22 protein-coding genes are annotated in these 25518 nt (G+C 40.3%); 10 read left to right on the forward strand and 12 right to left on the reverse strand.

The features are described 5' to 3' along the window. Positions 1-201 precede the first annotated feature (201 nt). The gene (gene putA / locus CWC30_RS01615) at positions 202-4005 is read right to left on the reverse strand and encodes a bifunctional proline dehydrogenase/L-glutamate gamma-semialdehyde dehydrogenase PutA (protein ID WP_138626248.1); all 3804 of its coding nucleotides are present in this window, start codon (positions 4003-4005) and stop codon (positions 202-204) included. 169 nt (positions 4006-4174) lie between these two features. Here putA and CWC30_RS01620 point away from each other — a divergent pair, with 169 nt between their 5' ends. After that, complete coding sequence (locus CWC30_RS01620; protein WP_016899359.1) at positions 4175-4657, forward strand: winged helix-turn-helix transcriptional regulator; 483 nt, start codon at positions 4175-4177, stop codon at positions 4655-4657. Positions 4658-4749: 92 nt separating this feature from the next. On the opposite strand, the gene CWC30_RS01625 is transcribed toward CWC30_RS01620, so the two are convergent. After that, entirely contained in the window at positions 4750-5355 is a 606-nt protein-coding gene (locus tag CWC30_RS01625) for a TIGR04211 family SH3 domain-containing protein (RefSeq protein WP_013464329.1), read from the reverse strand. 212 nt (positions 5356-5567) lie between these two features. On the opposite strand from CWC30_RS01625, the gene CWC30_RS01630 reads away from it, so the two are divergent. Beyond that, positions 5568-7088, forward strand: a complete 1521-nt coding sequence (locus CWC30_RS01630) for a CYTH and CHAD domain-containing protein (protein ID WP_138626249.1) — start codon at positions 5568-5570, stop codon at positions 7086-7088. Positions 7089-7318: 230 nt separating this feature from the next. Here the strand turns inward: CWC30_RS01630 and CWC30_RS01635 are convergent, their stop codons facing one another. Continuing rightward, positions 7319-8836, reverse strand: coding sequence for a S10 family peptidase (locus CWC30_RS01635; protein WP_138626250.1), 1518 nt, complete (start codon positions 8834-8836; stop codon positions 7319-7321). 351 nt (positions 8837-9187) lie between these two features. Between CWC30_RS01635 and CWC30_RS01640 the strand changes: the two genes are divergently transcribed. From CWC30_RS01640 to mrcB, 3 genes are all read left to right on the forward strand, one after another. Then, entirely contained in the window at positions 9188-9526 is a 339-nt protein-coding gene (locus CWC30_RS01640; RefSeq protein WP_010391070.1) for a P-II family nitrogen regulator, read from the forward strand. A gap of 9 nt (positions 9527-9535) precedes the next feature. Next, a complete protein-coding gene (locus CWC30_RS01645; RefSeq protein WP_016899363.1) occupies positions 9536-10765 on the forward strand; it encodes an ammonium transporter AmtB in 1230 nt (409 codons plus the stop codon). 138 nt (positions 10766-10903) lie between these two features. After that, the gene (gene mrcB, locus CWC30_RS01650) at positions 10904-13237 is read left to right on the forward strand and encodes a penicillin-binding protein 1B (protein WP_138626251.1); all 2334 of its coding nucleotides are present in this window, start codon (positions 10904-10906) and stop codon (positions 13235-13237) included. Between the two features lie 65 nt (positions 13238-13302). On the opposite strand, the gene hemL is transcribed toward mrcB, so the two are convergent. The 4 genes from hemL to CWC30_RS01670 form a co-directional block, all read right to left on the reverse strand. After that, positions 13303-14583: a glutamate-1-semialdehyde 2,1-aminomutase gene (hemL, locus tag CWC30_RS01655; RefSeq protein ID WP_069440337.1), complete on the reverse strand. Its 1281-nt coding sequence runs from the start codon at positions 14581-14583 to the stop codon at positions 13303-13305. Positions 14584-14621: 38 nt separating this feature from the next. Continuing rightward, positions 14622-15638: an aspartate carbamoyltransferase gene (locus tag CWC30_RS01660; RefSeq protein WP_138626252.1), complete on the reverse strand. Its 1017-nt coding sequence runs from the start codon at positions 15636-15638 to the stop codon at positions 14622-14624. Between the two features lie 112 nt (positions 15639-15750). After that, positions 15751-16185 carry a CopD family protein gene (locus tag CWC30_RS01665; RefSeq protein WP_010391077.1) on the reverse strand — a complete coding sequence of 145 codons (435 nt, stop codon included), beginning with the start codon at positions 16183-16185 and terminating at the stop codon, positions 15751-15753. 16 nt (positions 16186-16201) lie between these two features. After that, positions 16202-17884 (reverse strand): chloride channel protein, encoded by a 1683-nt coding sequence (locus CWC30_RS01670; RefSeq protein ID WP_138626253.1) that lies wholly within the window; start codon positions 17882-17884, stop codon positions 16202-16204. Positions 17885-18122: 238 nt separating this feature from the next. Between CWC30_RS01670 and erpA the strand changes: the two genes are divergently transcribed. Then, complete coding sequence (gene erpA, locus CWC30_RS01675) at positions 18123-18461, forward strand: iron-sulfur cluster insertion protein ErpA (protein WP_002958911.1); 339 nt, start codon at positions 18123-18125, stop codon at positions 18459-18461. 21 nt (positions 18462-18482) lie between these two features. Here the strand turns inward: erpA and CWC30_RS01680 are convergent, their stop codons facing one another. Further along, entirely contained in the window at positions 18483-18671 is a 189-nt protein-coding gene (locus tag CWC30_RS01680) for a hypothetical protein (protein ID WP_036979680.1), read from the reverse strand. A gap of 362 nt (positions 18672-19033) precedes the next feature. Between CWC30_RS01680 and CWC30_RS01685 the strand changes: the two genes are divergently transcribed. Continuing rightward, positions 19034-19273 carry a helix-turn-helix domain-containing protein gene (locus CWC30_RS01685; RefSeq protein ID WP_008111877.1) on the forward strand — a complete coding sequence of 80 codons (240 nt, stop codon included), beginning with the start codon at positions 19034-19036 and terminating at the stop codon, positions 19271-19273. Positions 19274-19341: 68 nt separating this feature from the next. On the opposite strand, the gene CWC30_RS01690 is transcribed toward CWC30_RS01685, so the two are convergent. Genes CWC30_RS01690 through CWC30_RS01705 form a run of 4 tightly spaced genes read right to left on the reverse strand, consistent with a single transcriptional unit; the run spans position 19342 to position 23107 of the window. Further along, complete coding sequence (locus CWC30_RS01690; RefSeq protein WP_138626254.1) at positions 19342-20721, reverse strand: AmpG family muropeptide MFS transporter; 1380 nt, start codon at positions 20719-20721, stop codon at positions 19342-19344. 53 nt (positions 20722-20774) lie between these two features. Beyond that, the gene (locus CWC30_RS01695) at positions 20775-21395 is read right to left on the reverse strand and encodes a peptidylprolyl isomerase (protein WP_013464341.1); all 621 of its coding nucleotides are present in this window, start codon (positions 21393-21395) and stop codon (positions 20775-20777) included. A gap of 2 nt (positions 21396-21397) precedes the next feature. Then, positions 21398-21958, reverse strand: a complete 561-nt coding sequence (locus CWC30_RS01700) for a YajG family lipoprotein (protein WP_008111881.1) — start codon at positions 21956-21958, stop codon at positions 21398-21400. Then, on the reverse strand, positions 21959-23107 hold the full coding sequence (locus tag CWC30_RS01705) for a methyltransferase (protein WP_138626255.1): 1149 nt from the start codon (positions 23105-23107) through the stop codon (positions 21959-21961). Positions 23108-23150: 43 nt separating this feature from the next. Between CWC30_RS01705 and CWC30_RS01710 the strand changes: the two genes are divergently transcribed. The 3 genes from CWC30_RS01710 (at position 23151) to fabV (ending at position 25432) form a co-directional block, all read left to right on the forward strand. Next, complete coding sequence (locus CWC30_RS01710) at positions 23151-23750, forward strand: alpha-ketoglutarate-dependent dioxygenase AlkB family protein (protein WP_054202026.1); 600 nt, start codon at positions 23151-23153, stop codon at positions 23748-23750. 68 nt (positions 23751-23818) lie between these two features. Beyond that, positions 23819-24130, forward strand: a complete 312-nt coding sequence (locus tag CWC30_RS01715; protein ID WP_096038263.1) for a BolA family protein — start codon at positions 23819-23821, stop codon at positions 24128-24130. A 108-nt stretch (positions 24131-24238) separates the two neighbouring features. Continuing rightward, positions 24239-25432, forward strand: a complete 1194-nt coding sequence (gene fabV / locus CWC30_RS01725) for an enoyl-ACP reductase FabV (protein ID WP_069440331.1) — start codon at positions 24239-24241, stop codon at positions 25430-25432. The last annotated feature ends 86 nt before the right edge of the window (positions 25433-25518 follow it).

Raw genomic sequence — 25518 nt, forward strand, 5'->3', positions numbered from 1 at the left:
AAGTTATTCATGCCCTTGCCTCGGTAATCTTATGTTTCTTGGTCGAAAGATCTGATCACCGCAAGGGCATTTAGTTCCATTTCTTATGTGCAGCTCAGGTTAATTAACAAATATGATTAGAGAAAGTAACAAATAAATTCACATTTAGAAATAAAAAAAGGCATCAAATTGATGCCTTTTTAATTAAATGATGACTATTTTCTATTCATCATCTTCAACAAGCGTCATCAACGAGGTGTTACCGCCTGATGCCGTTGTATCGATACTGATTGTTTTTTCAGTAATTAAGCGCTTAATTAGCGTGTCGTAATACTCTGAGCTGATCACTGGCAGTATTGCGCCTTTACGTTGTGCAAGCTGTTGGCTGAAGTAGCCTAAGCGAGAAGAACGTGCAGCAACTACCGCACCCGCTAGGTGAGGGTGTGCCAATATAGCTTGTAACTGGTTTGGTTTAGCTACTTGGAAAACACCTTCAGCAACGCCGGTTGCAATAAACTTATCTCTAAAGGCAACCGCTTCGTCGTAAAATATTTCAGATGCAACAGTAATTACCGTATTACCAGCCGCTAGTGCGGTAATAATAGACAGTGCCCAAAAGTTAAATGAGGTGCTTTTATCTGCGTAACAAACCACACAACCCCGAGCTTCAAGGTGAAGTGTATTCGACTCACCTGTTGGCCCTGGCAATGTTGTATATTTACGCATGTGCTTTTCTAAGCGGTTTAACTGAGCGCGAGCATCGGCAAGTGTTAACGCTAAATCGTCCGCGAGGTCGTCAATAATTTCAACCGTCGCTACTTTCGCTAATAACTGACGTACCGCAGAAACACGATCATTCAGTGGCGTTGCACGCCAGATTTTTTCATCGCGCATAGAGTTAACCATCAGCTTTTCTACTTGCTCATTTGCGCCACTGTAGTGGTGTAAATCAAGCTCATCTGGCGTTAGGTTAGTCATTTGTACGTTATCTGGTGATGCTTTTTCTTTTATTAGGCGTTGTAGGTAGTTTGGTCCACCGGCTTTAGGGCCAGTACCAGAGAGTCCACGGCCACCAAACGGTTGCACGCCAACAATGGCACCAATCATATTACGGTTGATGTATACGTTACCTGCACGCGACATTTTCGCTAAATGTTCACAACGTTCTTCAATGCGAGAATGAATACCCATTGTTAAGCCGTAACCCGTGTTGTTGATTTGGTCGACAACACTATCAAGCTCACTCGATTTAAAGCGGATAACATGCACACACGGGCCAAATACTTCACGTTTCAATACCGATAAGTCTTTAATTTCGTATAAACGTGGTGCAAAGAAAAATGCGCCATTTTCGCTGTTATCAGGAATTTTACACTCATAGTGAAGTGTTGCATTACCCTTGAGGTATTCAACATGGTCGTTGAGTGTTTTAAGCGCTTTTTCATCTATTACTGGGCCTACGTCTGTAGAGAGTAATGATGGGTCGCCAATATGCAACTCAGCAAGTGCGCCTTTAAGCATATCGATAATGCCATCAGCTACGTCTTCTTGAATAAAGAGTACGCGTAATGCTGAACAACGTTGACCCGCACTTTGGAAACCAGAACTGATAACATCATCAACAACTTGCTCAGGAAGCGCTGTTGAGTCAACAATCATACAGTTTTGGCCGCCAGTCTCTGCAATTAAAGGCACCTGAATATCGTTACGTGCCGCTAATGTTTGCGAGATAAGCGTGCCCGTTTCAGTTGAACCTGTAAACATAACAGCTTGAATACGCTCATCAGGAACAATGGTTTTACCTACTTCGCTACCGCGAGCAATGACAGGTTGTACAACGTGCTCAGGTAAACCAACTGATAGCATTAATTCAATAGCACGTAGTGCGATTAAGCTGGTTTGCTCTGCTGGTTTTGCAATAACCGTGTTACCAGTAACAATGGCCGCTGCAACTTGACCCAAGAAAATAGCGAGCGGGAAGTTCCATGGGCTAATACATAAAATGACTCCACGGGCTTCAAAGCGCTCATCTTGCGCAAGCTCTTCAGCACGGGCTGCGTAGTAACGACAAAAATCAACTGCTTCACGTACTTCATCAATACCATCTTGTGCTACTTTACCTGCTTCTTTAATACAGATAGCAACAAGCTCATCGTGATGGCGCTCTAAAATATCAGCAACGCGACGTAATAAATTGGCGCGCTCTCTTACCGGTGTTTGTGACCATGATTCAAATGCGGTTTCAGCGTTGGCTAGCAACACTTTCATTTCATCGCTATTTTGTAATTTTATATGGCCAATAATTTCTTTATGGTTTGCAGGGTTTTTAACTGCCAGCGCGCCCTGTGGTACTTGGCTTTCATCAATTAAATGTTCTTCAAACCAAGTGTCTAAATTTTCTTTAAACGGGGTGATCACGTTAATATCAGTTAAGTCCATACCTTTTGAATTGGCACGTTCTTCACCGTATAAATCAATTGGCATTTTTATCTGTGTGTTGTATTTATTACGTAAACCTTGCAGTGTTTCAACAGGATCTGGCAATAATGCTTCAACCGGTTGTGTGGTATCTACAATGGCATTTACAAATGACGAGTTAGCGCCGTTTTCTAGTAAACGACGCACAAGGTAAGCAAGTAGGTCTTCGTGTTGGCCGACCGGTGCGTATACGCGGCACTGAATTTTTTCTTCATCAACGATTTGGTCAAATAAAGATTCACCCATACCGTGAAGACGTTGGAATTCAAAACCTTGGTTATCACCTTTGGCCACTTCTAAAATAGTCGCTGCGGTGTAGGCGTTGTGTGTTGCAAATTGCGGGTAAAGTACATCACGTGCTTCAAGCATTTTAATCGCACACGCTTTATATGATACATCCGTGGTTGCTTTACGGGTAAACACCGGGAAGTAATCTAAACCATCTTGTTGTGTGGTTTTGATTTCTGTATCCCAGTATGCGCCTTTTACTAAACGCACCATCATTTTTCGACCCACACGGGTTGCTAGGTCGGTTAGCCATTCAATAACAAAAATAGCGCGTTTTTGATAAGCCTGAACCGCTAAACCAAAACCTTGCCAATCGCCTAAATCGTCATCGCTAAATACTGCCTCAATAACATCAAGAGAAATATCTAAACGGTCAGCTTCTTCAGCATCAACAGTAAAGCCGATATCGTATTTTTTAGCGGCAAGGGCTAGTTCTTTTAGTTTTGGAACGATTTCTTCCATTACACGCTCTCTATGAGTGAACTCATATCTAGGGTGAATAGCCGATAACTTTACAGAAATACCTGGGCTTTTTATTGGACCACGGCCATTTGCGGCTTTACCGATAGCATGAATCGCATTCATGTAGCTATCAAAGTAACGCTTGGCGTCTTTCATTGTGCGAGCACCTTCGCCTAGCATATCGTAAGAATATACATAGCCTTTTTGTTCTTTTTCAGCAGCACGCTCAATCGCTTCGTTAATGGTACGACCCATTACGAACTGTTTGCCCATTATCTTCATAGCAAAGTTAACAGACTTACGTATAACTGGCTCGCCTAAACGACCAATGGTTTTTTTGAGTATGCCAAACTGTTGCTCTTTAGTCTTATCGTTATAGTTAACCATTTTACCGGTTACTAATAATCCCCAAGACGAGGCATTAACGAATAAAGAGTCACTACTACCTAAGTGAGAGCTCCAATCGCCGTTTGCTAATTTATCACGTATTAATGTTTCTTGAGTTGCTTTATCAGGAACACGAAGCAGCGCTTCGGCTAAACACATTAATACCACACCCTCTTCACTCGATAGTGAAAATTCATTTAATAGCGCATCAACACCGCTTTGACCGTCTTGGTCTTTACGAATGTTTAAAACTATTTGGCGAGCTCTTTCCCATGCACGGCTTCGTGCTTTAACACCGACTTCTGCAAGTGGTAAAATGTGATCAATAACCGCATTTTCATCTATACGGTAGAAGTCACGGATCTTTTGTCTGATCGGACAAGTCGTTGTTAAATCGCCATTGAATAACATAAGCAACCCTCAGGAGTGTTAAGACTTAGGATAATTGTTAATTACCGCTAAATGTTGTTGGTGTAAAGCGTGCATTCTAATTAAAATCCAGCAGAATATGCTGGTTAATTTTGCCGTTTTACGATAATTTACAGGGCATATTATTAACTTATCCATATAAAATACTGATATGACTAATCCGAATAGATTACGCCTGCTTGATCGTATCGATATATCAATTTTAGACGTTTTGCAGCGCAATGGTAGAATTTCAAATGTTAACCTCGCAAAACAAGTGAATTTAAGTCCTAGTCCTTGTTTAGATAGAGTTAAACGTCTGGAGCAAGAAGGCTACATTGAGGGATATTTTGCAAAGTTAAGCGAGGAAAAGCTCAATCAAAGCTTAGTGGCGCATGTGCAGGTATCGTTAGTCACCTCAAATACAGCGGTATTTAAAGTGTTTCGCGAACACATTCTTAAAATTAAGCAGGTTGTTGAATGTGATATGGTGGCGGGTGGTTACGACTATTTATTAAAAATTCGTGTCTCTAATATGGACGAATACAGAGAAGTATTAGGTGATTTGGTTGATATTCCGGGAGTGGGCACACACCACACTTACATGGTAATAGAAAAAATAAAACAGGATCCTGGACTGCGTTTAGATATGTAACCTTTGAGTACATTATCGCAGGTATAAAAAATTGCAGGCATAAAAAAAGCATCATATGATGCTTTTTTTATGCCTGCTGTATTAAGTTAAGCTTACGCCCAACCTTCATAGCGTTTTCTGCGCGATAACACGATGGTTAAAATAATTCCTAAGAACAAACCTAAAAATGCAATAGCACCGCCATAAGTGAGTAGCTGACGCTTTTCTTTAGCACTGGTTGCTTGCTTTAATTGTTGTTCTTGAGCAAGCGAGTCTTGTAATTGACTTATTTGTGCTAACAGCTGAGCATTTTGTTCGGTTAGCTGTGAGTTTTGTTCTTGTAGTTCAGGTAATTCTACTTGCGCTTGGCGTAATTTATTTTGCATAGCGCTAATTTCGCTGTTAAGCGCTTGATACTGCTGCTTTAAACCAGCTGATTCGCTGATGAACTTAGCCTCTACCCAGCCTTCACGGTCTTTATCATCTTTAACTTTTATAAAACCGTTTTGTTCATCAGATAATAAAGTCAGTTGCGTGCCTGCATCTATAGAACCGAGTAAGCGGTAGTCTTTACTGGCGCCTGAACGCATAAAAGTATACAAGTTATCGATTATATAAGCTGTTTTAGCATTAGTAGGCGGCGTTGATTGAGCTTCTTCTGCTTGGCTCATAAACGGGGCGGCTGTTAAAAGCAGCCATAATAAACAGTGTTTTAGCATTTATCTACCTTGTTAATCTAGCAGTGTCCGTTGTGAACGTGATTTTTATTTCGCATAAGTATATAGATAGTATGGATTTAATAGTTTAATAGCAAGATAGATATTGTAACCAAAGTATTTTGCTTGCGTGTTTATGATTAAAAAATTTGCAATATAGGTCTGCTTTGTTTATTTTGAGCACTTATTAATTTTAAGGGTAATCCGCAAGCCTAATGGATACTGAGATAGAACTGAAGTTTTTGGTATCAGATGACGTCATTCCACTGATCCCCTCGTTAATTACTCAATTTGCAAAAACAGTCACAAACAAGCCTTCTAAAAGTTTGCAAAATGCTTATTATGATACGCCAAGCAGAGAGCTGAGAGCACTCGATATTGGTTTTAGAACGCGTTGTACAGACGAGCGCTGTGAGCAAACAATTAAGCTTGCAGGAGACGTGGTGGGGGGATTACATCAACGTCCAGAATATAACCTTCCCATAGAAACAAATCGACCTAATTTAATGGCGTTTGATTCATCAATTTGGCCACACGGCATGCAAATTGATGTTATATCACAAAACCTCTACCCTATATTTAGTACTAATTTTATCCGCCGTACGTGGTTAATTGAAACGCAAAATGGTGCCAAAATTGAAGTGGTATTAGATAAAGGTGAAGTGGCCGCCTCGGGTAAAGTGGAGATTATTAGCGAGCTTGAAATAGAGCTCGTCGAAGGTAGCCGAGACGAGCTATTTGCTTTAGCAGATAAATTAATAAGCCAAAACAGTGTGCGCTTGGGGCTTTATTCAAAAGCAGCAAGAGGCTACCGCCTAGCGGATAACACACCGTTACAACCGAATAAATCTATCGGTTTTGTTAAACTTACTAAGCAAGCCACTCAAGAGCAAGCACTTATTGAAGCCATGGGCTTTGGTATTCGCTTTGTGCAAAAACATGAGCAATGCTATTTTGATAAGCCAAGTTTAAAAACATTAAAACGTGTGACCGACGGTATTAGTTTAATTCGTCATAACTTTTGGTTATTTGATGATATTGTCAGTAAAGACAGCACCGAGCACCTCAGAACGGAGTTAAAGTGGTTATTGAGTGAATTAGCATGGGTTGAAAATGCCATTCAGTTAAAAACTTACACTTCTAAGCGCCATGCTTTTTATAAAAAAATAAACAGTGCGCCCGCCTTAGCTCAAGTTATTAACGATTTAAAAGAGTTACAACCGAGTATTGATGATATTTTTGCGCTTTTTCATAGTGCGCGTTACAACCGTTTATTGCTGAGCTTAACAACGTGGCTGATAAATAAGCAGTGGCGTAAAGACTGGAGCCAAGCAGAGCTACAAAACGCTGAGCAGCCCGTTATTGATATTGCTCATCGTTTATTTGATAAAGATTGGAAAAATTTACACCGCTTATTGCCTAAAGAGCAAAGTTTAGCGGGCAATGATTATTTAAATTTTCGTACTCAGTTAGAAAATAGCTTACTCAGTGGTAACTGTTTAGGTGCACTGTTTAATAAAGATGAACGATTAGAATTTAGGCTTCCTTGGCTCGATATTTCTCATGGCATGTATGAGCTAAGCACGCTTGATTATTTAAAACAGCTGTGTGGCGGGCAAGAAGATGCTCAACTAGCAAAAATACAACTATGGTTGGAACAAAAGTCTGACTTTTTAGTCAGTGCCATGGAGCAAAGTCGACACGCTTCATTTGATACAGAACCGTATTGGCTTTGATGGCTAAGCACTTTTGCACGCTTAACTTGTTGCAAAAGTGCATTATTCTATCGCTTTTGTGTTTTGTTACAAATGTGTAAAATCTAGCTGAAATACTCACGACAAAGCAGTACACAGCAAAGCCAACCGTCATTCGCACCGGTAATTGCACGCATAGCTAATGACCTCAGTTATATACAAAAAAAGTGACCTGAGTGGTCACTTTTTTAATTGTTATAAGCGCATAATCATTAGTATTTAGCGGATTGACCGTCTTTAGGTATAGACTGTTTTATAAACTCGCGTAAATCGTTGTTAGAGCTTTCTAAATCTGCATGACGTAGGTACATCATATGACCACTACGGTAGCCTTTAAAGCTTAATCTATTTTGCATTTTGCCACTTGGATCTAGTTGCCACATTGTGTATTTAGCATCAAAGTAGTTTGTTGCGCCATCAAAATAGCCAGCTTGAACCATCACATTTAAATACGGATTTTGAGCCATAGCTAAACGCAAGTTTTCACCTGTATTGTTTCCGCTTCTATCCCATGGGTGAACGTTACCAAATAAGTTATATTTGATATCGGTTTTGTAATTAAGCTCTTCACGCAGGTAGTAGTTAATTGCAGGGGTAAAAGAGTGCAGCCACGATGTAAGCTCTGCCCAGTAATCTGGTGATTCACCGGCATCGCGTTTATCAATTCCTAAATAACGAGAATCCAGACGACCAACCATTTTTCCGCGTTCACGTAATAGCTCTTTCCAAAAAAATTGTGTCGGGATGTCTAAGTTATTTTGGCTAACAAATGTTTCAGATAGACCTGAATATTCGGCCATTTTTTTAATAATACGACGTTTTTCATCTGGGGCAATAAACCCGCCTTTTGCAAGCGCTGGAATAAGCTCATCAACAGTAAATTGTTCAACTTCTGGTAATAGCTCGTCTAAGTCTTTTGCTTGTAAATCGGCGTTTAGTGCTTTGTGATACCACGCTGTAGCTGCAAAGTAAGGTAGGCGATTAGCGGCTTTTACAGGGCCATCGCGCTTAATGCCAATATCGGTAGGTGAAACGAGTACAACACCGTTAATGTACATCCACTGACTATTTTGTAGCTCATGCGCTAAGCCTGATACACGCGTTGTACCATAGCTTTCACCAATTAAAAATTTTGGAGAGCGCCAGCGTTCATTTCGAGATACAAAAGTATTAAGCCATTCTGCTAGGTATTTTATATCGGCATTCACACCAAAAAATAACTCTTTTTGTTTATCCTTTGGTAGAAGGTTACTATCTTTATCTTCAACAACACGCGAATAACCCGTGTTTACAGGGTTTACGTAAACGATGTCGGCTACGTCTAAAACCGAATAAGGGTTATCTTTAACACCGTAAGGTTGAATAGGGTAGCCTTCGTCGTCAATTTTTAAAACGCGTGGGCCGGTGTATGCTAAATGCATCCAAACTGACGCTGAGCCTGGGCCACCATTAAATGAAATAAGTAATGGGCGCTTTGTTCTATCATCGACCTTATCGCGCGTGTAGTAAGTGTATTGAAGGGTTGCGATGGCGTCTCCCTTGTCATCCCATACCGGTTGTGTGCCAGTTGCTACTGTGTAAGAAAATCGTTCATTATTTATTTTTGCTTTGTGCTGGGTAACCACTTTACTGTCAATATCAATACGACGTTGATTATCGGCAAACGAGGCGCTACTTAGGGTGAGCGCAATAGCGGCAATGGGTAAAAATAGAATTCGACTAAATTTCATAAGTGACCCTTTTTATTTTATGTACTGCAGTTATAGCGATATTTGAGTAAAAAACAAAAGTATTGAGACTAGCTGCCGATAATAATCGTTGAGTTAGCGAGTAACCACCTCTGTTAAGAATAAACTTTGTTTAATAGTTAGACTTTTTTTAAACGCCTTCTTTGTATTTCATTGATATCGCACCAATCCTGCATTTTGCATAAAAAAAGCGCACCTAAATGGTGCGCTTTTTTGTTTTATATATTATTTATTTTTTTAAGTTTATGTTTTTATTATTAATTTAAAAATGGCACAAAGGTTGGATTGTATAGAGGAAATACAATAACAAGCTAGCGTCCTAAGGGGGCCTTTGTGAAAATGATCAGTGCAATAATAAAGCCATTCAAACTAGATGATGTGCGTGAAGCACTCGCTGATTTAGGCATCGAAGGAATGACAGTGGTTGACGTTAAGGGATTTGGACGTCAAAGAGGGCATACTGAGTTATACCGTGGTGCTGAATATCAGGTTGACTTTATACCTAAAATTAAACTTGAAATTGCTACTCGTAGTGAAAATTGCCAACGCGTTGTAGAAACCATTACCAAAGTCGCTGGAACGGGCAAAATTGGTGACGGCAAAATTTTTGTTTACGACCTAGACCAAATCGTCCGTATTCGTACTGGCGAGCTTGATGATGATGCAATTTAAGGGGGCAACATGGAAAATACAATTATAGAGCTGAAGTTTTCGCTCGATACGTTTTACTTTTTAATGTCTGGCATCTTAGTCATGTGGATGGCAGCCGGTTTTGCAATGTTAGAAGCGGGTTTAGTGCGCTCTAAAAATACCACAGAAATTCTAACTAAAAATATCGCGCTTTATTCTATCGCGTGTACTATGTTTTTGTTGATAGGCTACAACATTATGTACGTAGATAATGTTGAAGGCGGCGTTATTCCTTCGTTTGGTGGGCTAATAGGTAGCCAAGCGGCAGATGCTAATCATTCACTAGAATCTGACTTTTTCTTCCAAGTAGTGTTTGTTGCAACGGCCATGTCTATTGTATCTGGCGCCGTAGCGGAGCGTATGAAGTTATGGGCTTTCTTAGTGTTTACTGTAGTACTAACAGGATTAATTTACCCAATTGAAGGTTACTGGACATGGGGTGGCGGCTTCTTATCTGAATTAGGCTTTGTTGATTTTGCAGGCTCTGCCATTGTCCATGCAACCGGTGCAGCTGCAGCGCTTGCGGGTGTAATTCTACTGGGAGCACGTAAAGGTAAATATGGTAAAAATGGTGAAATTTACCCAATTCCAGGTTCAAACTTACCACTTGCTACATTGGGTACATTTATTTTATGGATGGGTTGGTTTGGCTTTAACGGTGGATCACAGTTATTAATTTCAGATAAAGAAAACGCAACTGCGGTAGGTCAAATATTACTTAATACCAATGCTGCTGCAGCTATGGGGGCAATTTCAGCCTTGTTCTTATGTAAACTTTTATGGGGCAAAGCCGATTTAACCATGGTACTTAATGGTGCACTTGCAGGCTTAGTGGTTATTACTGCAGACCCATTATCACCATCACCACTAATGGCGTGTTTATTTGGCTTACTAGGTGGCTCATTAGTGATACTTAGTATTGTCGCACTGGACAAAGCTAAGATAGATGATCCCGTGGGTGCTATTTCTGTTCATGGTGTGTGTGGCATCCTAGGTATCGTGCTAGTACCTGTTACTAATGCTGAGGCCAGCATTGTTAATCAGTTGATTGGCCTACTATGTATTATTGGTTTTGTGTTTATTGCTTCATTCATTGTATGGGCAATCCTCAAGCAAACTATGGGTATTCGTGTTACCGAAGAAGAAGAGTTAAACGGTATGGATCAACACGATTGTGGTATTGATGCTTATCCAGAGTTTGTATCAGTTAGAAGTAATTAATTAAAAGTATTGTGTGTTCAATCAAAGCCCTACTCTGTTAGGGCTTTTTTGATTTCAGGGGAGGTTAATTTTTCAGGTGCTAAGGTAATGTGATAAGCTCCTCGCGTTAAATTAACCTTCGGAATATATTACACTTAAATGGCTGAAAAAAAGAAAACATCGACCAGTAAACCCTCGACTAAGCGCGCTACTAAGTCATCTAAATCATCGGCGCGAAAAAGTGCGACTAAAAAAACTTCAAGCACCGCAAAACGGCCACTTTTTAAAACGTTGTTTTCTATTTTTTGGAAACTGAGTCTGGCGACTTTTATCGCCATTGCACTTTATTTTATTTACCTTGATGCAAAAATAACTCGCCAGTTTGAAGGCAATAAATGGCAACTTCCGGCACAAGTATATGCCCGCTCAATGACTTTTTTTCCAGGCCAGTTTTTATCAGAGCAAGAGGTTTTATGGGAGCTTAAGCGCTTAAACTACACGCCAGTTAATCGCTTAAGTCGGACTGGGCAGTATATTAAAACAGCCAATAGTATTAAGATTTTTCGTCGTGACTTTGAATTTTATGATGGTTTAGAGAGCGCTCATGTTATTGAGTTGCGTTTCTCTGGAGAGAAGGTAGCCAGTATTAAAGATAAGTTTGGCCGTCGCTTAAACACTGCCAGATTAGAGCCTGTACAAATAGCCCGTATTGGTAATGACTCAAAACAAGATAGAGAGTTTGTACCATTAGATAAATTTCCTGACATGCTTAAAAATACCTTATTAGTAGTTGAAGACCGCGATTTTTATGATCATCACGGTGTATCGGTATTTTCAATTTTACGCGCTTTGTATACCAATATTCGCGCAGGGCGCACCGTGCAAGGGGGGAGCACATTAACCCAGCAGCTGGCTAAAAATATTTACCTTACCCGTGAGCGTTCGTTAGTGCGTAAAATTAATGAAGCCTTTATTGCGCTTATTCTTGATTACCGTTACTCAAAAGATCAGATTCTCGAAGCCTATTTAAACGAAGTGTACTTAGGTCAGTCATACAACCAAGGGGTACATGGAATGGGGCTGGCCGCCGAGTTTTACTTTGCCAAACCTGTTGATGAACTCGAGTACGACCAAATTGCCTTGCTGGTGGCTATGGTTAAAGGCCCATCTTATTACAATCCTAGACGTTACAAAGAACGTGCGATGGAGCGTCGTGACCTAGTGCTGCGTTTAATGGTCGATAACAAACTTATTTCTACTAAAGAGTATAGAGCCTCGTTAAAGCGCGCAATTGATATTGCACCAATGAAAGCCAGCTTGCAAAAGTCTTACCCAGGTTACTTAGAGTTGGTTAATCGCGAGCTGAAACAGCTGCTACCTGATCAAGAAGTGTTAGATGCAGGGGTGCGCGTATTTACCTACTTCGACTTGCAAAAACAAACCGCAATGGAAGAGTCGATTCAGGCCAGTTTACCTTATTTGGAAAGGCGTCCAAATACCAAAGAATTAGAAGCGGCAATGATCTCCGTTAATGTTGAAAAAGCCGGTGTATCAGCGTTAGTCTCTGGACGCGATGTGCGTTACTCAGGGTTTAACCGGGTGCTTGATACCAAGCGCAATATTGGCTCATTAGTTAAACCGGCAGTGTATTTAAGTGCACTGCAGCTTCCTCATTATAACTTAGCGACGTTACTTGATGATTCACCTGTTCAAGTCACCAACGAAGAGGGAAAAGTATGGCAGCCAGAAAACTTTGATCATCAATACCGTGGTGCCATGCCTCTTTATAAAGCATTTAGCCACAGTATTAATATACCGGCAGTTAACTTAGGGCTTGATGTAGGCGTCGATAAAGTGGCTAACACGCTCAGGGGCTTAGGAGCTAAAGGCTATATTAATGAATACCCATCGCTGCTATTAGGGGCTATTGAAATGTCGAGCTTTGAAGTGGCACAGCTTTATACCACGATTGCAGCAGACGGTGAATACAGAGAGCTGACGTCTATTTCTGCGTTAACCGACTCTGTTGGTAAAGTACTTTATAAGCACAAAGTAATTAACGAGCAACGCTTTGATAAAGATGCCATGTACATGACCAAATATGCTATGAAGCGAGTAACTAAAGATGGCACCGCTAAGCGCTTAAACTTACATTTTCCGTCAATCCAGTTGGCAGGTAAAACAGGCACCAGTAATGAATTACGCGACAGCTGGTTTGCTGGATTTGATCAAAATACAGTGACGGTTGCATGGATAGGCCGTGACGATAATAAAAGCACCGGCTTAACCGGCAGTGTTGGCGCGCTTGAGACCTATATTCGTTATTTAAAACCGCTAAACCCGCAAGCAATTGCCGATACCCGTCCGCCTTCAATTAGGTGGGCATTTGTAAACGAGCAAACTGGGAAGCAAGCACCACCGGGCTGTGGCAAAGTGATTCAGCTACCGCTTAGAGCCAGTGAGTTTAAACCAAGACCAGAATGTATTCGTTAAATAGTAAAAACAAAAAAAGCCCGAAAGGGCTTTTTTTATGGGTAAGCGATCTTATGAGCTAAACGTTATAGTTTGGCAAAAGCGCGCTCTGCCGCTTCAATCGTTGCTTGAACTTCTTGCTCTGTGTGCGCAGCACACACAAAACCAGCTTCAAACGCTGAAGGCGCTAAATAAACCCCTTCTTCAAGCATTAAGTGGAAGAACTTTTTAAAGCGCTCTAAATCACATTCAGTAGCTTGTTGGTAAGTAGTTACTTTTTCTGCATCGGTGAAGAAAAAACCATACATGCCGCCAGCGTAGTTAGTCGTTAAGGCAATACCTGCTTTTTTAGCTGCGGCTTCAAAGCCTTCACAAATCGCTTTACTAATGGCTTCTAGTTTTTCGTGAACGCCAGGAGCGCTTAGTAGTTCAAGTGATTTTAAGCCTGCTGCCATCGCAATTGGGTTACCTGAAAGTGTACCCGCTTGATAAACAGGGCCTACAGGGGCTATGTAATCCATTATTTCTGTTTTACCACCAAATGCGCCAACTGGCATGCCACCACCAATTACTTTACCTAAACAGGTTAGGTCTGGCTTGATGTTGTAATACGCTTGAGCGCCACCAAGGGCGACACGAAAACCTGTCATTACTTCGTCAAAAATAAGCACAGATTGGTACTGATCACATACTTCACGCAGACCTTCTAAAAAGCCGGGTACTGGTGGAATACAGTTCATGTTACCGGCAACTGGTTCAACAATAATACACGCGATTTCATCGGCGTACTTGGCAAAAATCGCTTTTACTTCTTCAATATTGTTAAACGAAACGGTGAGTGTGTGCTTAGCTAAATCTTCAGGAATGCCTGGAGAGTTAGGTACACCCATAGTTAATGCGCCAGAGCCGGCTTTTACTAGCAGTGAATCTGCATGGCCGTGGTAACACCCTTCAAATTTTAAGATTTTGTCACGACCAGTAAAGCCACGGGCTAAGCGAATTGCGCTCATTGTTGCTTCTGTACCTGAGCTTACCATACGTACTTTTTCGATAGATGGGACTAGCTCTTTTACTTTTTCAGCCATTAAAATTTCAGCTTCAGTAGGTGCACCGTAGCTTAAACCATTTTCTACCGCGTCATGCACTGCTTGTTTTATTTCAGGGTGATTGTGGCCCATAATCATTGGACCCCAAGAGCCTACATAATCGATGTAACGGTTGCCATCAGCATCAAATGTAAACGCGCCCTGTGCTTTAGTAATAAACAGCGGAGTACCACCTACACCATTAAATGCACGCACTGGTGAATTTACGCCACCAGGAATAGAGTCTTGAGCTCGTTTAAATAAGTCTTGGCTAATTGTCATGAAAAATCCTATTGTTTTATCACTTTAAAATTAAAAGCTTAGCTATCGCGTTTGCGGCTAAACCAAGGAACGTCTACTTCATACTGCTCGACTTTGTTTTCTACGCCGAGGGTTAAAGCAAACAGTGCCATACGAATAAGAACGCCATTTTGTACTTGGCGGAATATTGCTAGATTGTCGTTAGCATTCAAGTCGTTATCAAGCTCGTTTGCCTCTAAACGGCTATCGCGAGGAAGCGGGTGCATTAATACTGAATTAGGTTTGCAATGAGTATTATAAATAGACTGGCTAATTCTAAATCCACCACGATACTTATTAGCTTCTTCTTGTGATGGAAAACGCTCTTCTTGGATTCGTGTTTGATAAACGATATCGGCTGCTAAGTTACCTTCCATTTTATCTACCAGTTCAATTTTATGACCGGCATTTTCAACCGCAGATAAAATTGAGTCAGGCATTTGTAAGCCATTAGGGGCAACCATCGAAAACTTAATGTCTTTGTAATGGCATAATAACTTTGATAGCGAGTGAACAGTACGGCCATATTTTAAATCGCCGACTAGCGCAATGTGCATACCATCGATATTTTGATCGAAGCGGTTAAGTTCACGCTCAATAGTTAATAAATCAAGCAATGCTTGGGTAGGGTGCTCATTGGGTCCGTCACCACCGTTTATTACTGGTACGCTGCAACCTGTTGCAAATTCAGCTACCGAGCCTGAGTCAGGATGGCGCATAGCAACCGCATCAGCATACGCTGAAATAACGCGTGCGGTATCATAAAGTGATTCGCCCTTAGCAAGCGCAGAGCTTTGCATGCCGGTGGTTTCACGAACCAGTCCACCGAGTAAGTTAAACGCAGTGCCAAAACTAACACGAGTACGAGTGCTGGGTTCAAAAAATAGATTTGCTAAAATAGCGCCTTCAAGCACGTTGGTCCGCTTTTGTTTTTTAGCATATGGCTCCATTTTTTTTGCCACAGCAAATATGCGTTCAATACAGTCTCGGTCGAGTTGATTAACAGAGAGTATATTTTCACCTTGGAAACTGAACATGGGGTTATTCCTAGTTATTCAAAAAGGCGCGATAATCCATAAAGGAGCACGCAATCGCGCGTATTATACAAACTTAGTTTGCGACTTGGCAGTGTAATTTATAATCCTGTATTTAAAAGCTTGGCTTAATTATGGCTAAAGCAACTATAACGAGTAACGCTAAAACAGGTAGCTCGTTGAAAATTCGGTAAAACCGATCGCTTTTTGTATTTCTATCGTGTTTAAAATCAGCTAATAATTTGAAACAGTAGCCATGATAAATATATAAAATGATTACCAGCACTAGTTTGTAATGCAGCCACATACTGTAACGAAACCATTCGCGGCCGTATTCAACAATAGTTAATACGCCAAACACTGCGGTAAGCACAGCAAAGGGGGTAACAAAATAAAGTAGCCGACGTTCCATTACTTTTAGCATTGAGTTACACGATTTTTCTTCACTCATAGCGTGATAAACAAAAAGTCGAGGTAGGTAAAAAATACCGGCAAACCAAGCAATCATAAAAAATACGTGCAAGGTTTTGTAAATTAATAATGCGCTCATACTGTTCTCATTATTGTTAAAGTAAACTGTTACGTATGGTTAGAATATGATGGATTTGATCCCACCTTAGTAATCCCATAATTTGTTGATTATCTAATAAGTTATATACATAAAGTGCACCACTGCGTTTATCATTTAAAATTTCAAAGGCATCTGCAAGAGTAGCTTGGCTGCTGATACCTTGTAAGCTAATGTATTTTATATTGACCGCCTGATCAGACATTAAACTTAAGTCATATTCAGCTAGGCGATAACCATTTTCTTCATCAAATACAATTAATGGTGTTTGGCTGTCCATGGCATCTAGACTGTTTTTTATTTGCTCTTTATCGTCGGAGTAGAGCAGTTTAAAGTCTTCATCCATGTCATCCATCACTCCTACTTTTTGTAAGGCTTCAGTGGCGGGAGAGACATGATAGGGAAGCCCTTGAAAGTCTAATTGCTGTAAAAATATTGAGCGGTTACCAAATACCTGTAAAGCTGTAACGTAGGCGGTAGTAATGACGATCATCGCTGGCACAATAATTTCCGGTGACGAGGTCAGCTCCATTACGGTGGTCAGTGCCGCTAAGGGGGAGTGTAGTGTGGCCGCTAATAATCCTGCCATGCCCAGCACCCCGTAAGTGCCGGCTATATCGGTGCCGGGGCTAATAAATTGAGCAAAAAATGCCATTAAAGTACCGGTTAAAACGCCAAGTCCAATAACCGGACCAATTAACCCACCAGGAATACCTAAGCCAATAGCAAACAAGGTGGCTAATAACTTAGCAATTAAAATAGTGGTGAGTAGTTGCATGTTTTCTGGTGACTCAACCGCAATAGTTATCGCACTCATACCCGAGCCCATTGCTTGTGGAACTGCGTAAGCAATTAAACTGGCAATACACCCTGCAATTATTAAACGTGGAAACATACTAAGTGGTTTAAAGGTTTTAATAATCAGCATTAAGTTTTGATTAAAAGCATAAGCCACCGCGCCCAACCCCATGCCGCACAAAACTAAATAGGGGTAATGCCAACCACTTAAAGGCGCAATGCTTATTAGCGCAAGTTCTGAGCCTTCACCAAATACAAACTGTGTTGCTAATGCGCCGGTAACGGCTGCGAGCATAATCGGCACAAAAATATGCACTTTGTATTCTCTGAGCACCACTTCCATTACAAAAATAACCGCAGCCAGGGGGGTATTGAACGACGCAGCAATGCCCGCGGCAACGCCACAACCACTGAGGGTACGCATAGCGTTGTGGGGTAAGTGTAGTTTATTTGCTAATATGCTTGCCCCCGCTGCTCCCATGTGAACTGAGGGGCCTTCGCGGCCAACAGAAAAACCGCTGATCAGTGCAAGCGCGCCGCCTACAAACTGGTTAACCGTATTATAAAGTGGCATTTGCCCGTAATGACGTTTTATTCTGTGTATTACAAAGGGGATACCCAAGCGGTAATGTTTAAAGCCAGTGAAAGCCGCAAATGTAGCTATTAATAACGCTGCAACTAAAGGCATTAATACCCGTTCTAGGGTAGGGAGAGTAGTAAAGTCGTCAGGGGTTTCTAAAAATAAACTTTGAAAAAATAAAATGGTTAGGCGAAACAGTATAATGAAAAATGCAGCAATTAGTCCGGCACTTACGCCCAATAAGCATAATTGTACGGATGTTTTTGGTTTTGCTAATCGACGTCTCAGTCGCTCAAGCCACATGCTTTATTTCCCCGTAGCATTTTTAGGCGTCAAGTTTATCAAAATAGTCTAGGGAAGTCCTTGAGATTTTTAACAACCGATTAATTTAAATTAAATTTATAGTATATTGATTCACTGAACAGATTAAACGCGCATTGTTTTAATTAAAGCTTATAAACGCGAGCTTACTATACTTGATTAAAACACTCAGGTATTAGATAATCTGGTGCATTAGTATAAAGGTATTGAGGGTTATAAAATGTCTGAAGAATTACCCATTAAGTTTAGCGACGCAGCCGCTGTGCGTGTTAAACAGTTAATCGACGAAGAAGAAAACCCAGATCTAAAACTGCGTGTTTATGTCACAGGCGGTGGTTGTTCAGGTTTTCAATACGGTTTTACTTTTGATGAAAAAGCGAATCCTGGCGATTTAGAAATTGTTAAAAACGGGGTTACCTTAGTCATTGACCCTATGAGTATCCAATATTTAGTTGATGGCGAAGTTGATTACACCGAGGGATTAGAAGGGGCACGCTTTTTTGTCTCTAATCCTAATGCGACCACTACATGTGGTTGTGGTGCTAGTTTTAGCGTATAAAAATATCGTTATCCAAAAAAATCATAACTCAGTTGGGCTGTATTCTGTTATTTGCATCATTAACACAAAAAAGCCAAGCACAAACGCAGAGAAGACTAAAATATAGATAAAGCCTTTTTTACCCTGTTTGATTGGAATTGCATAATGGCGCAAAAAAAAGTACCAGCCCAAGCATAAAATAATAGGCAGTAAAAAAAGTAGTCTAAACATGATTTAGCCTTTTTAAGCAAATAATAAGTTAATAATAAACGGCTTATATTTAAATGAAACAAAAAAGTTATAAAATATTTAACCTTATTCAGACTTAGTAAATATTTGTTGTTAAACTTTAATCGCATAATTACTAATTAATCATTCAGATCAACGGTGAATGGTATATAATGTATCCAAGAGTGAAACGGGCAAGGTTTCATTTTTCACAATAATAAAGTGTTAATACATATTTGAGCGTTTTTTATTGGTTGAATTGTAAGCGTTTACACTGCGCTTTAGTGAGTGGTTGTAGTTTTACAGTGTTGGCGATTTTAAGCGCTTAGCTATATGTATATTTAAACAACGAGTAGGAGTTGTATATGATGGGTAAAACCGTATCTTCGGAAGAAAATGCAAAATTAACAAAGTGGCTTAAAACTAAACGCCATGAAAAAGGCTACACCATGCGCAGCTTAGCGCAAATCTTGGGTACGCCACATTCTTTTATTGGCAAAATTGAAAATCAGGAACGTCGTTTAGATGTAATTGAGTTTGTTCGCTACTGTAATGCATTAGAAGTCGACCCGTATGAAGCATTAAGCTTAATTAAAGCTGACTAACGCTTTCTTTTTGGTTCTAATCGTAAAGTTAAATTAGCGTCTACAGCCAATACTAGTGCAGGGATGCATTAGGTATTTTTATGATAATTTTGCTCTAGTGAATATAGTTTGTGCCTAATTAGAAATAAAAACACTAATGAGGGTAAAACCATAAGTGCAGTTAATACAAAGAACAATGACCAATTCCCCATTAGCCAATCATCAATAACCACACCGCTGTAACTCGATAATAACGTACGGCCTAAATTACCCAGAGATGCTAGTAGTGCGTAATGAGTAGCGCTAAACGCTCTGTCACACAACATAGATATAAAAGCAACCATTGCCACTAAAGACCAAGCTTGGGTAAAGCCATCAACTACAATTGCCATTGCATATAAGTGCTCTTGTGGGCCAGCTAAGGCAATCCAAGAAAACATTAAGTTAGATGCTGCCATGGCTACGCCACTAATAAATAAGCCTTTCACAATGCCATATTTATGGTTAAAAATACTGCCCAAAAAGGCAAATAAAATGGTGATTAACCCCGTGCCGAGTTTTGAGTAATTTGCTATTTGCGTATTACTAAAGCCAACTTCTTTATAAAATACAATCGACATCCGCGCTAAAAATGCTTCACCAATCTTAAATAAGAAAATAAACGCCAGCAGCGCCAACGCGGTTTTAACGCCATTTTTAGCAAAAAAGGTTTTAAACGGATCAACCAGGGTAACGCCTAGCCATGCAAGCGTTTTTGTTAGTGGTGTTTGTTTAGTTGCGGCGAGTTTTTCAAGATAAACACGTTCTAGTTCGGCATGTACGGCTTCGCGATTTGATTGTGGCTCTTTAGCCCAAAATACACAGCTAATTAATAACAGCAAAATCGCGGATAAAAAATAATACACCTGTGGCCAGTCAATATTTGGCATATCAGCCATGTAAAAAGGCACAGCTCCTAATAAAGCATAGCCAGTCCACCAACCTGAGGTGGCCATTGCAGCCGCCGCGGTGGCTTTGTGAGATTCATTTTCACTAAGGGTGTCTATTCGAAAGGCGTCAATTGCAATATCTTGCGTTGCAGAGGCTATGGCGATTAACAAGCAAAGTGCGGCGGCAACCGCTAGGTTTGCTTTCAAATCAAGTCCTGCAAGTAGCAATGTGCCAAGCAAAATAAAGCTTTGGCAAAACAGGATCCAACTACGGCGCTGACCAAGCCAATTATATAAAAAGGGCAGTTTAGTGCGGTCTATTAAAGGTGACCATAAAAAGTTGATGCTGTAGGCACCAAACACAATGCCAAATAGGCCAATCATGCTGCGGCTCAAACCTTCATCTTTAAGCCATGCCGACATTACTGAGCCAATTAATACCCACGGAAAGCCACTGCTCATTCCAAATATAAAAACATTAATCAAACGTTTATCTTTAAAATAAGAAAAGTATTCGCTAACAGAAAGTGTGCTATTCATAGAGGCTCATTGGCTTATACAAAGAGCAGCTAAGGCTGCTCTTATTAAAAAAGTTATAAAGGAACTTGCTCAAGCACCTTAATATTTAATATAACGACCGGTTTTTCGGGTACAAAGTTGTAGCCAATTTTGTCATTAAATCCGGTTTTTACAGCCATGATTTTATCGAGTGTTTCATAGCCTTCCATCACACTGCCAAACACGGCAAATCCCCAATCACGGCCAGGGTTTAAATGATCGTTATCATCCATATTAAAAAAGAACTGACGCGTTCCTGAGTGTGGTTCACGGTCTTGATAAGCCATCGCAATGCTATACATATCGTTTGTTAAGCCGTTACCGCTTTCATTAAAAATAGGGTCGTTTTCATGTAGGCCATCGTAATCTTTATCATAACCACCGCCTTGAATTACAAAGTCACGATCATTTTCTACATCGCGTTCTACACGATGAAACACGCTGCCTTGATAGCTTTTATCAGACACGTAAGTCAAAAAGTTATTGACCGTAATAGGGGCTCTTGAGCGGTCTAATTCAACCACAATGCTGCCCAACGATGTCACAATTTCTACCCGAGGGAAAATATTATCTTTTTGCACAAAACGACCCTCTTGAGCCGCTAAGCTACTAACGCTAAATAATAAGCTTACGCAGATTAAAAAAAGTTGCTTCATTATTAACCTTCTAAAAATGCAATTAATTCAGGGTCAGATACAATGCGGGTAATTAACTGCTCAGTCAACTTATTGAGCTGACCTTCAATTTTTGCTCTATCATGACCAAGTGGGCCAGATAAATTAGCATTACCGCTGTAGCGCTTACTGAAATTACTGGTAGGGCGAATCACCCGCACTTCAAATTCAATCTTGGCATCACTGGTATGGCTCATTAGCTTTTCTGTAACTACCGCTTGCAGTGCGTGAATATCTAACTCAAAGCGCAATTGCGCTAAATTAGAAATGCTGGCGCCATTGCGACTAAGCGCACTGTCTAGTGCACTTTTAACAGACTCAGTAATACCCGTGCTGGCAATGGTTTTTGTTTTGCTCGATTCAATCAACTTTAAGGTTGCACTGTCACCACGTAAATCAATCACGCTGGTGTTTAAGCTGTTATTGATTGAGCTTATTTGTCCACTTTTATAGACGGGATTGAGAATAAGCTGATTAGGCTGATTGGCACATCCCGAAAAAACCACTAAAGTACAACAGCTCAATAATATCTTTATGAGTTTCATTTATAACGTCCCACTATTTTTAGTTGCGCTGAGTACCACAAACTTTTTATTAGAGCCTAATAAAGTACAGTTACCAAACATACGGTTTAGTTTGCCATGATAATCTAAATGACGATTGCCAATAATACGCAACTCGCCACCTTCTTTTAATGTGTCTTTTGCTTGCTTGAACATTTGCCATGCTATGTGGTCGGTAACCGCTTGTGCTTGGTGAAATGGCGGATTACACAATACAATATCAGCACTTTTACGTTCAAAGTCAGTTAAACAATCATTCTCTATAAAAGTACATTGTTCAAACTTGTCTTCCATGTTTAATTCAATGTTGAGTCGAGCTGATTCAACCGCCATATATGATTCATCAACAAAGCTAATATGAGCATTAGGACAGCGCGCTAATGTCATTAAACCAACCACGCCATTACCACAGCCTAAATCTATAATATTTTTGGCTTTATTTGTTTGTGGCAAATAATTAAAAAAGAAGCGCGCACCTATATCAAGTGAATCACGTGAAAACACATTGGCATGATTGCTTATTGTAAAATCAGTGCCTTCGAGTGGCCAGCTCACTGGGAAATCTGCACCTTTATAACCGCCAGCGGCTTGGCTAATAATTAAACGTGATTTTTTTACTGCAAGACTTGTTTTCGTCTCACCAATAAAGTTTTCAAATGCTTTAATAGTAGAGTTATGCACGTCTTTAGTTTTTGCAGCACCAATAACCGGTGTACCTGGCGCGAGCACTTCGCTTAGTTCAGATAACTGATACTGTAAAAAAGCCAACGTGCGTGGTACTTTTACTAACACTAGGTCTACTTGCTCAGGTAAAGCCGATAAACTATCAAGCTGGCTAAACGCGGTTGTTGCAATTTTGTTTTGCGCTAAGTTATGAGCCGCCGCCTGATGGCTAATATAAGAGTCGTTTACTGAACAAACAGTTAACTGTTGTTTGCTAAAATAACAGCTAAGTGCACCAAAGCTGTCGTTTAAGATCAGTAACGAGCGACAATCAGGGTAGTGTTCATTAACATAGTCAATGAGGTATTCGTCTGCTGAATCCCACGCTTGTAAGCTGCGGTTTTTTTGATCCAAAGGAAAGCGTTCAAGAGTAAAGGTGTTATCGCCGAGCGTAGCTTGCGTAGTCATAATAGTTTAATGATCAGTAATCAAATGATAGGTAAATTCTAACATGCAACCGCCAAACGCCAACCCCCAACTGTTACCAAATGGCTTTTCTTATCAAAGTAAGGTGCTTAGTGCGCAAAAAAGCCTCGATTTATTTTACTATTTGCAGCAAAACCTAAATTGGCAACAGCCAAACATTACAGTGTTTGGTAAAACGGGGCCAATACCTAGGCTACAATGTTTTATCAGCGAAGAAAATCTTGATTACGGTTATTCTGGGCATAAACTCGATTTAGAGCCTTGGCCAGACGTATTACTTGCCATGCGAACACGTTTAGAAAATCACCTACAGCAACCGTTTAATTCAATTTTGGTTAATTACTATCGGGATGGCCACGATTGTATGGGTTGGCATAGTGATGACGAAGCTGAGCTTGGCCCTGAGCCTACCATAGCCTGTGTATCGCTTGGCTCAGAGCGATTATTTAAACTTAAACACAAAGTAAGCAACAGCATTACTAACATTAAATTACAAAGTGGTAGTTGTTTAATAATGAGCGGACAGAGCCAACAAAATTACCAGCATGCGCTACCAAAACAAACAACACTTAAACACCCGCGGATCAGTTTAACGTTTCGCTATATTAATAATGGTTTCAGTTAAATAGCATTAGCCATGGTGTAGCCGCAGTTGTTATAGTAACCATATAACTGAATTTTGAGGGTGGTTTTATGTCAATGCAACAACAAATACGTGACAAGCTAGCAAATGCTATTGCGTGTAAGCATTTAAATGTTATTAACGAAAGCCATATGCACAGTGCAGGCACTGAATCACACTTTAAAGTGATTGTAGTTAGTGAGGAATTTGCTGGTAAGCGATTATTGCAGCGTCATCGTCAAATTAATGAAATTTTAAAAGATGAGCTGGCAAATCATATTCATGCGCTTGCGATGCACACTTATACTCCTGAGGAATTTACAGAGCACGACGGCGAAGCGCCGCAGTCACCTAATTGCATGGGCGGCTCAAAAGTTGGATAACAGGTATAGTGAATTGGTTTGAGCAGTGAGTAACTGATCAGATCAGTTTTTTTTGTTTTAGCCTTTAAACTAGCGCTAATTTTTATTGTAAAAGATATAGGATGATCAATGGTCATTAAGCCTAAAATTCGCGGATTTATCTGCACCAATGCACACCCAGTAGGCTGTGCAGAGCATGTACAAGAACAAATTAATTATGTTAAGCAGCAAGGGGCGTTAAAAAATGCACCTAAAAATGTATTAGTTATTGGTGCGTCTACAGGTTATGGCCTAGCGTCTCGCATTACCGCTGCATTTGGTGGTGGCGCTAAAACATTAGGTGTGTTCTTTGAAAAAGAAGGCACTGAGCGTAAAACAGGCTCTGCGGGTTGGTATAATACGGCGGCGTTTCAAGCAGCCGCTGAAGCTGAAGGTTTATGGTCAAAAAATATTAATGGTGATGCGTTTTCTAACGAAATTAAACAAAAAGCAATCGACACCATTAAAGCTGAATTAGGTAAAGTTGACTGTATTATTTACAGCTTAGCGTCACCTCGTCGTACTGATCCAAATACCGGCGAAGTGTTTTCTTCAACGCTTAAGCCAATTGGTAATGCGGTAACCACTAAAAACTTGAATACGTCAAAGCGTGAAATTGATGAAGTAACTGTTGAAGCGGCAAACCAAGACGATATCGACAACACCATTAAAGTAATGGGTGGCGAAGATTGGGAAATGTGGATTGACGCACTTAAGAACGCTGATGTACTCGCAGATAACTTTAAAACCACGGCTTACACTTATATTGGTAAAGAACTAACGTGGCCAATTTACGGTCATGCAACAATTGGTAAAGCCAAAGAAGATTTAGACCGTGCCACTGCTGCTATTAAAGCTGCTACCCAAGATTTAAATGGTGAAGCCTACGTTTCATCGCTTAATGCGGTTGTTACTCAAGCAAGCTCTGCAATTCCAATCATGCCACTTTATATTTCTGCCTTATTTAAAGTGATGAAGGCTGATGGCACGTATGAAGGCACCATTGAGCAAATTCATGCGCTATTTAGTGAGAACTTATATGGTGATTCACCTCGTTTTGATGAGGGCGGGCATTTATTCCAAAACTACAAAGAGCTGGAAGATGATGTTCAATCTCGCGTTCAAGCCATTTGGGATAGTGTAGATACAAACTCAATTGATGAGTTAACCGATTATATTGGTTACCATAATGAATTTTTACGCTTGTTTGGTTTTGGTATTGACGCGGTTGATTATGAACAAGATGTAAATCCTGTTGCACCTATTGCTAATATGATTGACTAACTTGTCGCTGATAACGCATTTTTGAAAAAGTCGCCTTGTGCGGCTTTTTTGTTTTTTAGCTTTGATTTAAAAAAATATTTGCTAAT

The sequence above is a fragment of the Pseudoalteromonas sp. S4741 genome, from assembly GCF_005886135.1.
GTDB classification, from domain to species: Bacteria; Pseudomonadota; Gammaproteobacteria; order Enterobacterales; family Alteromonadaceae; genus Pseudoalteromonas; species Pseudoalteromonas tetraodonis.

What these genes read in the sequence shown, in the direction of transcription:
- putA (WP_138626248.1), bottom strand. Translation starts at nt 4,005, where the DNA reads ATGTTATTCAATGGCGATTTAACAACGACTTGTCCGATCAGACAAAAG.
- CWC30_RS01620 (WP_016899359.1), top strand. Translation starts at nt 4,175, where the DNA reads ATGACTAATCCGAATAGATTACGCCTGCTTGATCGTATCGATATATCA.
- CWC30_RS01625 (WP_013464329.1), bottom strand. Translation starts at nt 5,355, where the DNA reads ATGCTAAAACACTGTTTATTATGGCTGCTTTTAACAGCCGCCCCGTTT.
- CWC30_RS01630 (WP_138626249.1), top strand. Translation starts at nt 5,568, where the DNA reads ATGGATACTGAGATAGAACTGAAGTTTTTGGTATCAGATGACGTCATT.
- CWC30_RS01635 (WP_138626250.1), bottom strand. Translation starts at nt 8,836, where the DNA reads ATGAAATTTAGTCGAATTCTATTTTTACCCATTGCCGCTATTGCGCTC.
- CWC30_RS01645 (WP_016899363.1), top strand. Translation starts at nt 9,536, where the DNA reads ATGGAAAATACAATTATAGAGCTGAAGTTTTCGCTCGATACGTTTTAC.
- mrcB (WP_138626251.1), top strand. Translation starts at nt 10,904, where the DNA reads ATGGCTGAAAAAAAGAAAACATCGACCAGTAAACCCTCGACTAAGCGC.
- hemL (WP_069440337.1), bottom strand. Translation starts at nt 14,583, where the DNA reads ATGACAATTAGCCAAGACTTATTTAAACGAGCTCAAGACTCTATTCCT.
- CWC30_RS01660 (WP_138626252.1), bottom strand. Translation starts at nt 15,638, where the DNA reads ATGTTCAGTTTCCAAGGTGAAAATATACTCTCTGTTAATCAACTCGAC.
- CWC30_RS01665 (WP_010391077.1), bottom strand. Translation starts at nt 16,185, where the DNA reads ATGAGCGCATTATTAATTTACAAAACCTTGCACGTATTTTTTATGATT.
- CWC30_RS01670 (WP_138626253.1), bottom strand. Translation starts at nt 17,884, where the DNA reads ATGTGGCTTGAGCGACTGAGACGTCGATTAGCAAAACCAAAAACATCC.
- erpA (WP_002958911.1), top strand. Translation starts at nt 18,123, where the DNA reads ATGTCTGAAGAATTACCCATTAAGTTTAGCGACGCAGCCGCTGTGCGT.
- CWC30_RS01680 (WP_036979680.1), bottom strand. Translation starts at nt 18,671, where the DNA reads ATGTTTAGACTACTTTTTTTACTGCCTATTATTTTATGCTTGGGCTGG.
- CWC30_RS01685 (WP_008111877.1), top strand. Translation starts at nt 19,034, where the DNA reads ATGATGGGTAAAACCGTATCTTCGGAAGAAAATGCAAAATTAACAAAG.
- CWC30_RS01690 (WP_138626254.1), bottom strand. Translation starts at nt 20,721, where the DNA reads ATGAATAGCACACTTTCTGTTAGCGAATACTTTTCTTATTTTAAAGAT.
- CWC30_RS01695 (WP_013464341.1), bottom strand. Translation starts at nt 21,395, where the DNA reads ATGAAGCAACTTTTTTTAATCTGCGTAAGCTTATTATTTAGCGTTAGT.
- CWC30_RS01700 (WP_008111881.1), bottom strand. Translation starts at nt 21,958, where the DNA reads ATGAAACTCATAAAGATATTATTGAGCTGTTGTACTTTAGTGGTTTTT.
- CWC30_RS01705 (WP_138626255.1), bottom strand. Translation starts at nt 23,107, where the DNA reads ATGACTACGCAAGCTACGCTCGGCGATAACACCTTTACTCTTGAACGC.
- CWC30_RS01710 (WP_054202026.1), top strand. Translation starts at nt 23,151, where the DNA reads ATGCAACCGCCAAACGCCAACCCCCAACTGTTACCAAATGGCTTTTCT.
- CWC30_RS01715 (WP_096038263.1), top strand. Translation starts at nt 23,819, where the DNA reads ATGTCAATGCAACAACAAATACGTGACAAGCTAGCAAATGCTATTGCG.
- fabV (WP_069440331.1), top strand. Translation starts at nt 24,239, where the DNA reads ATGGTCATTAAGCCTAAAATTCGCGGATTTATCTGCACCAATGCACAC.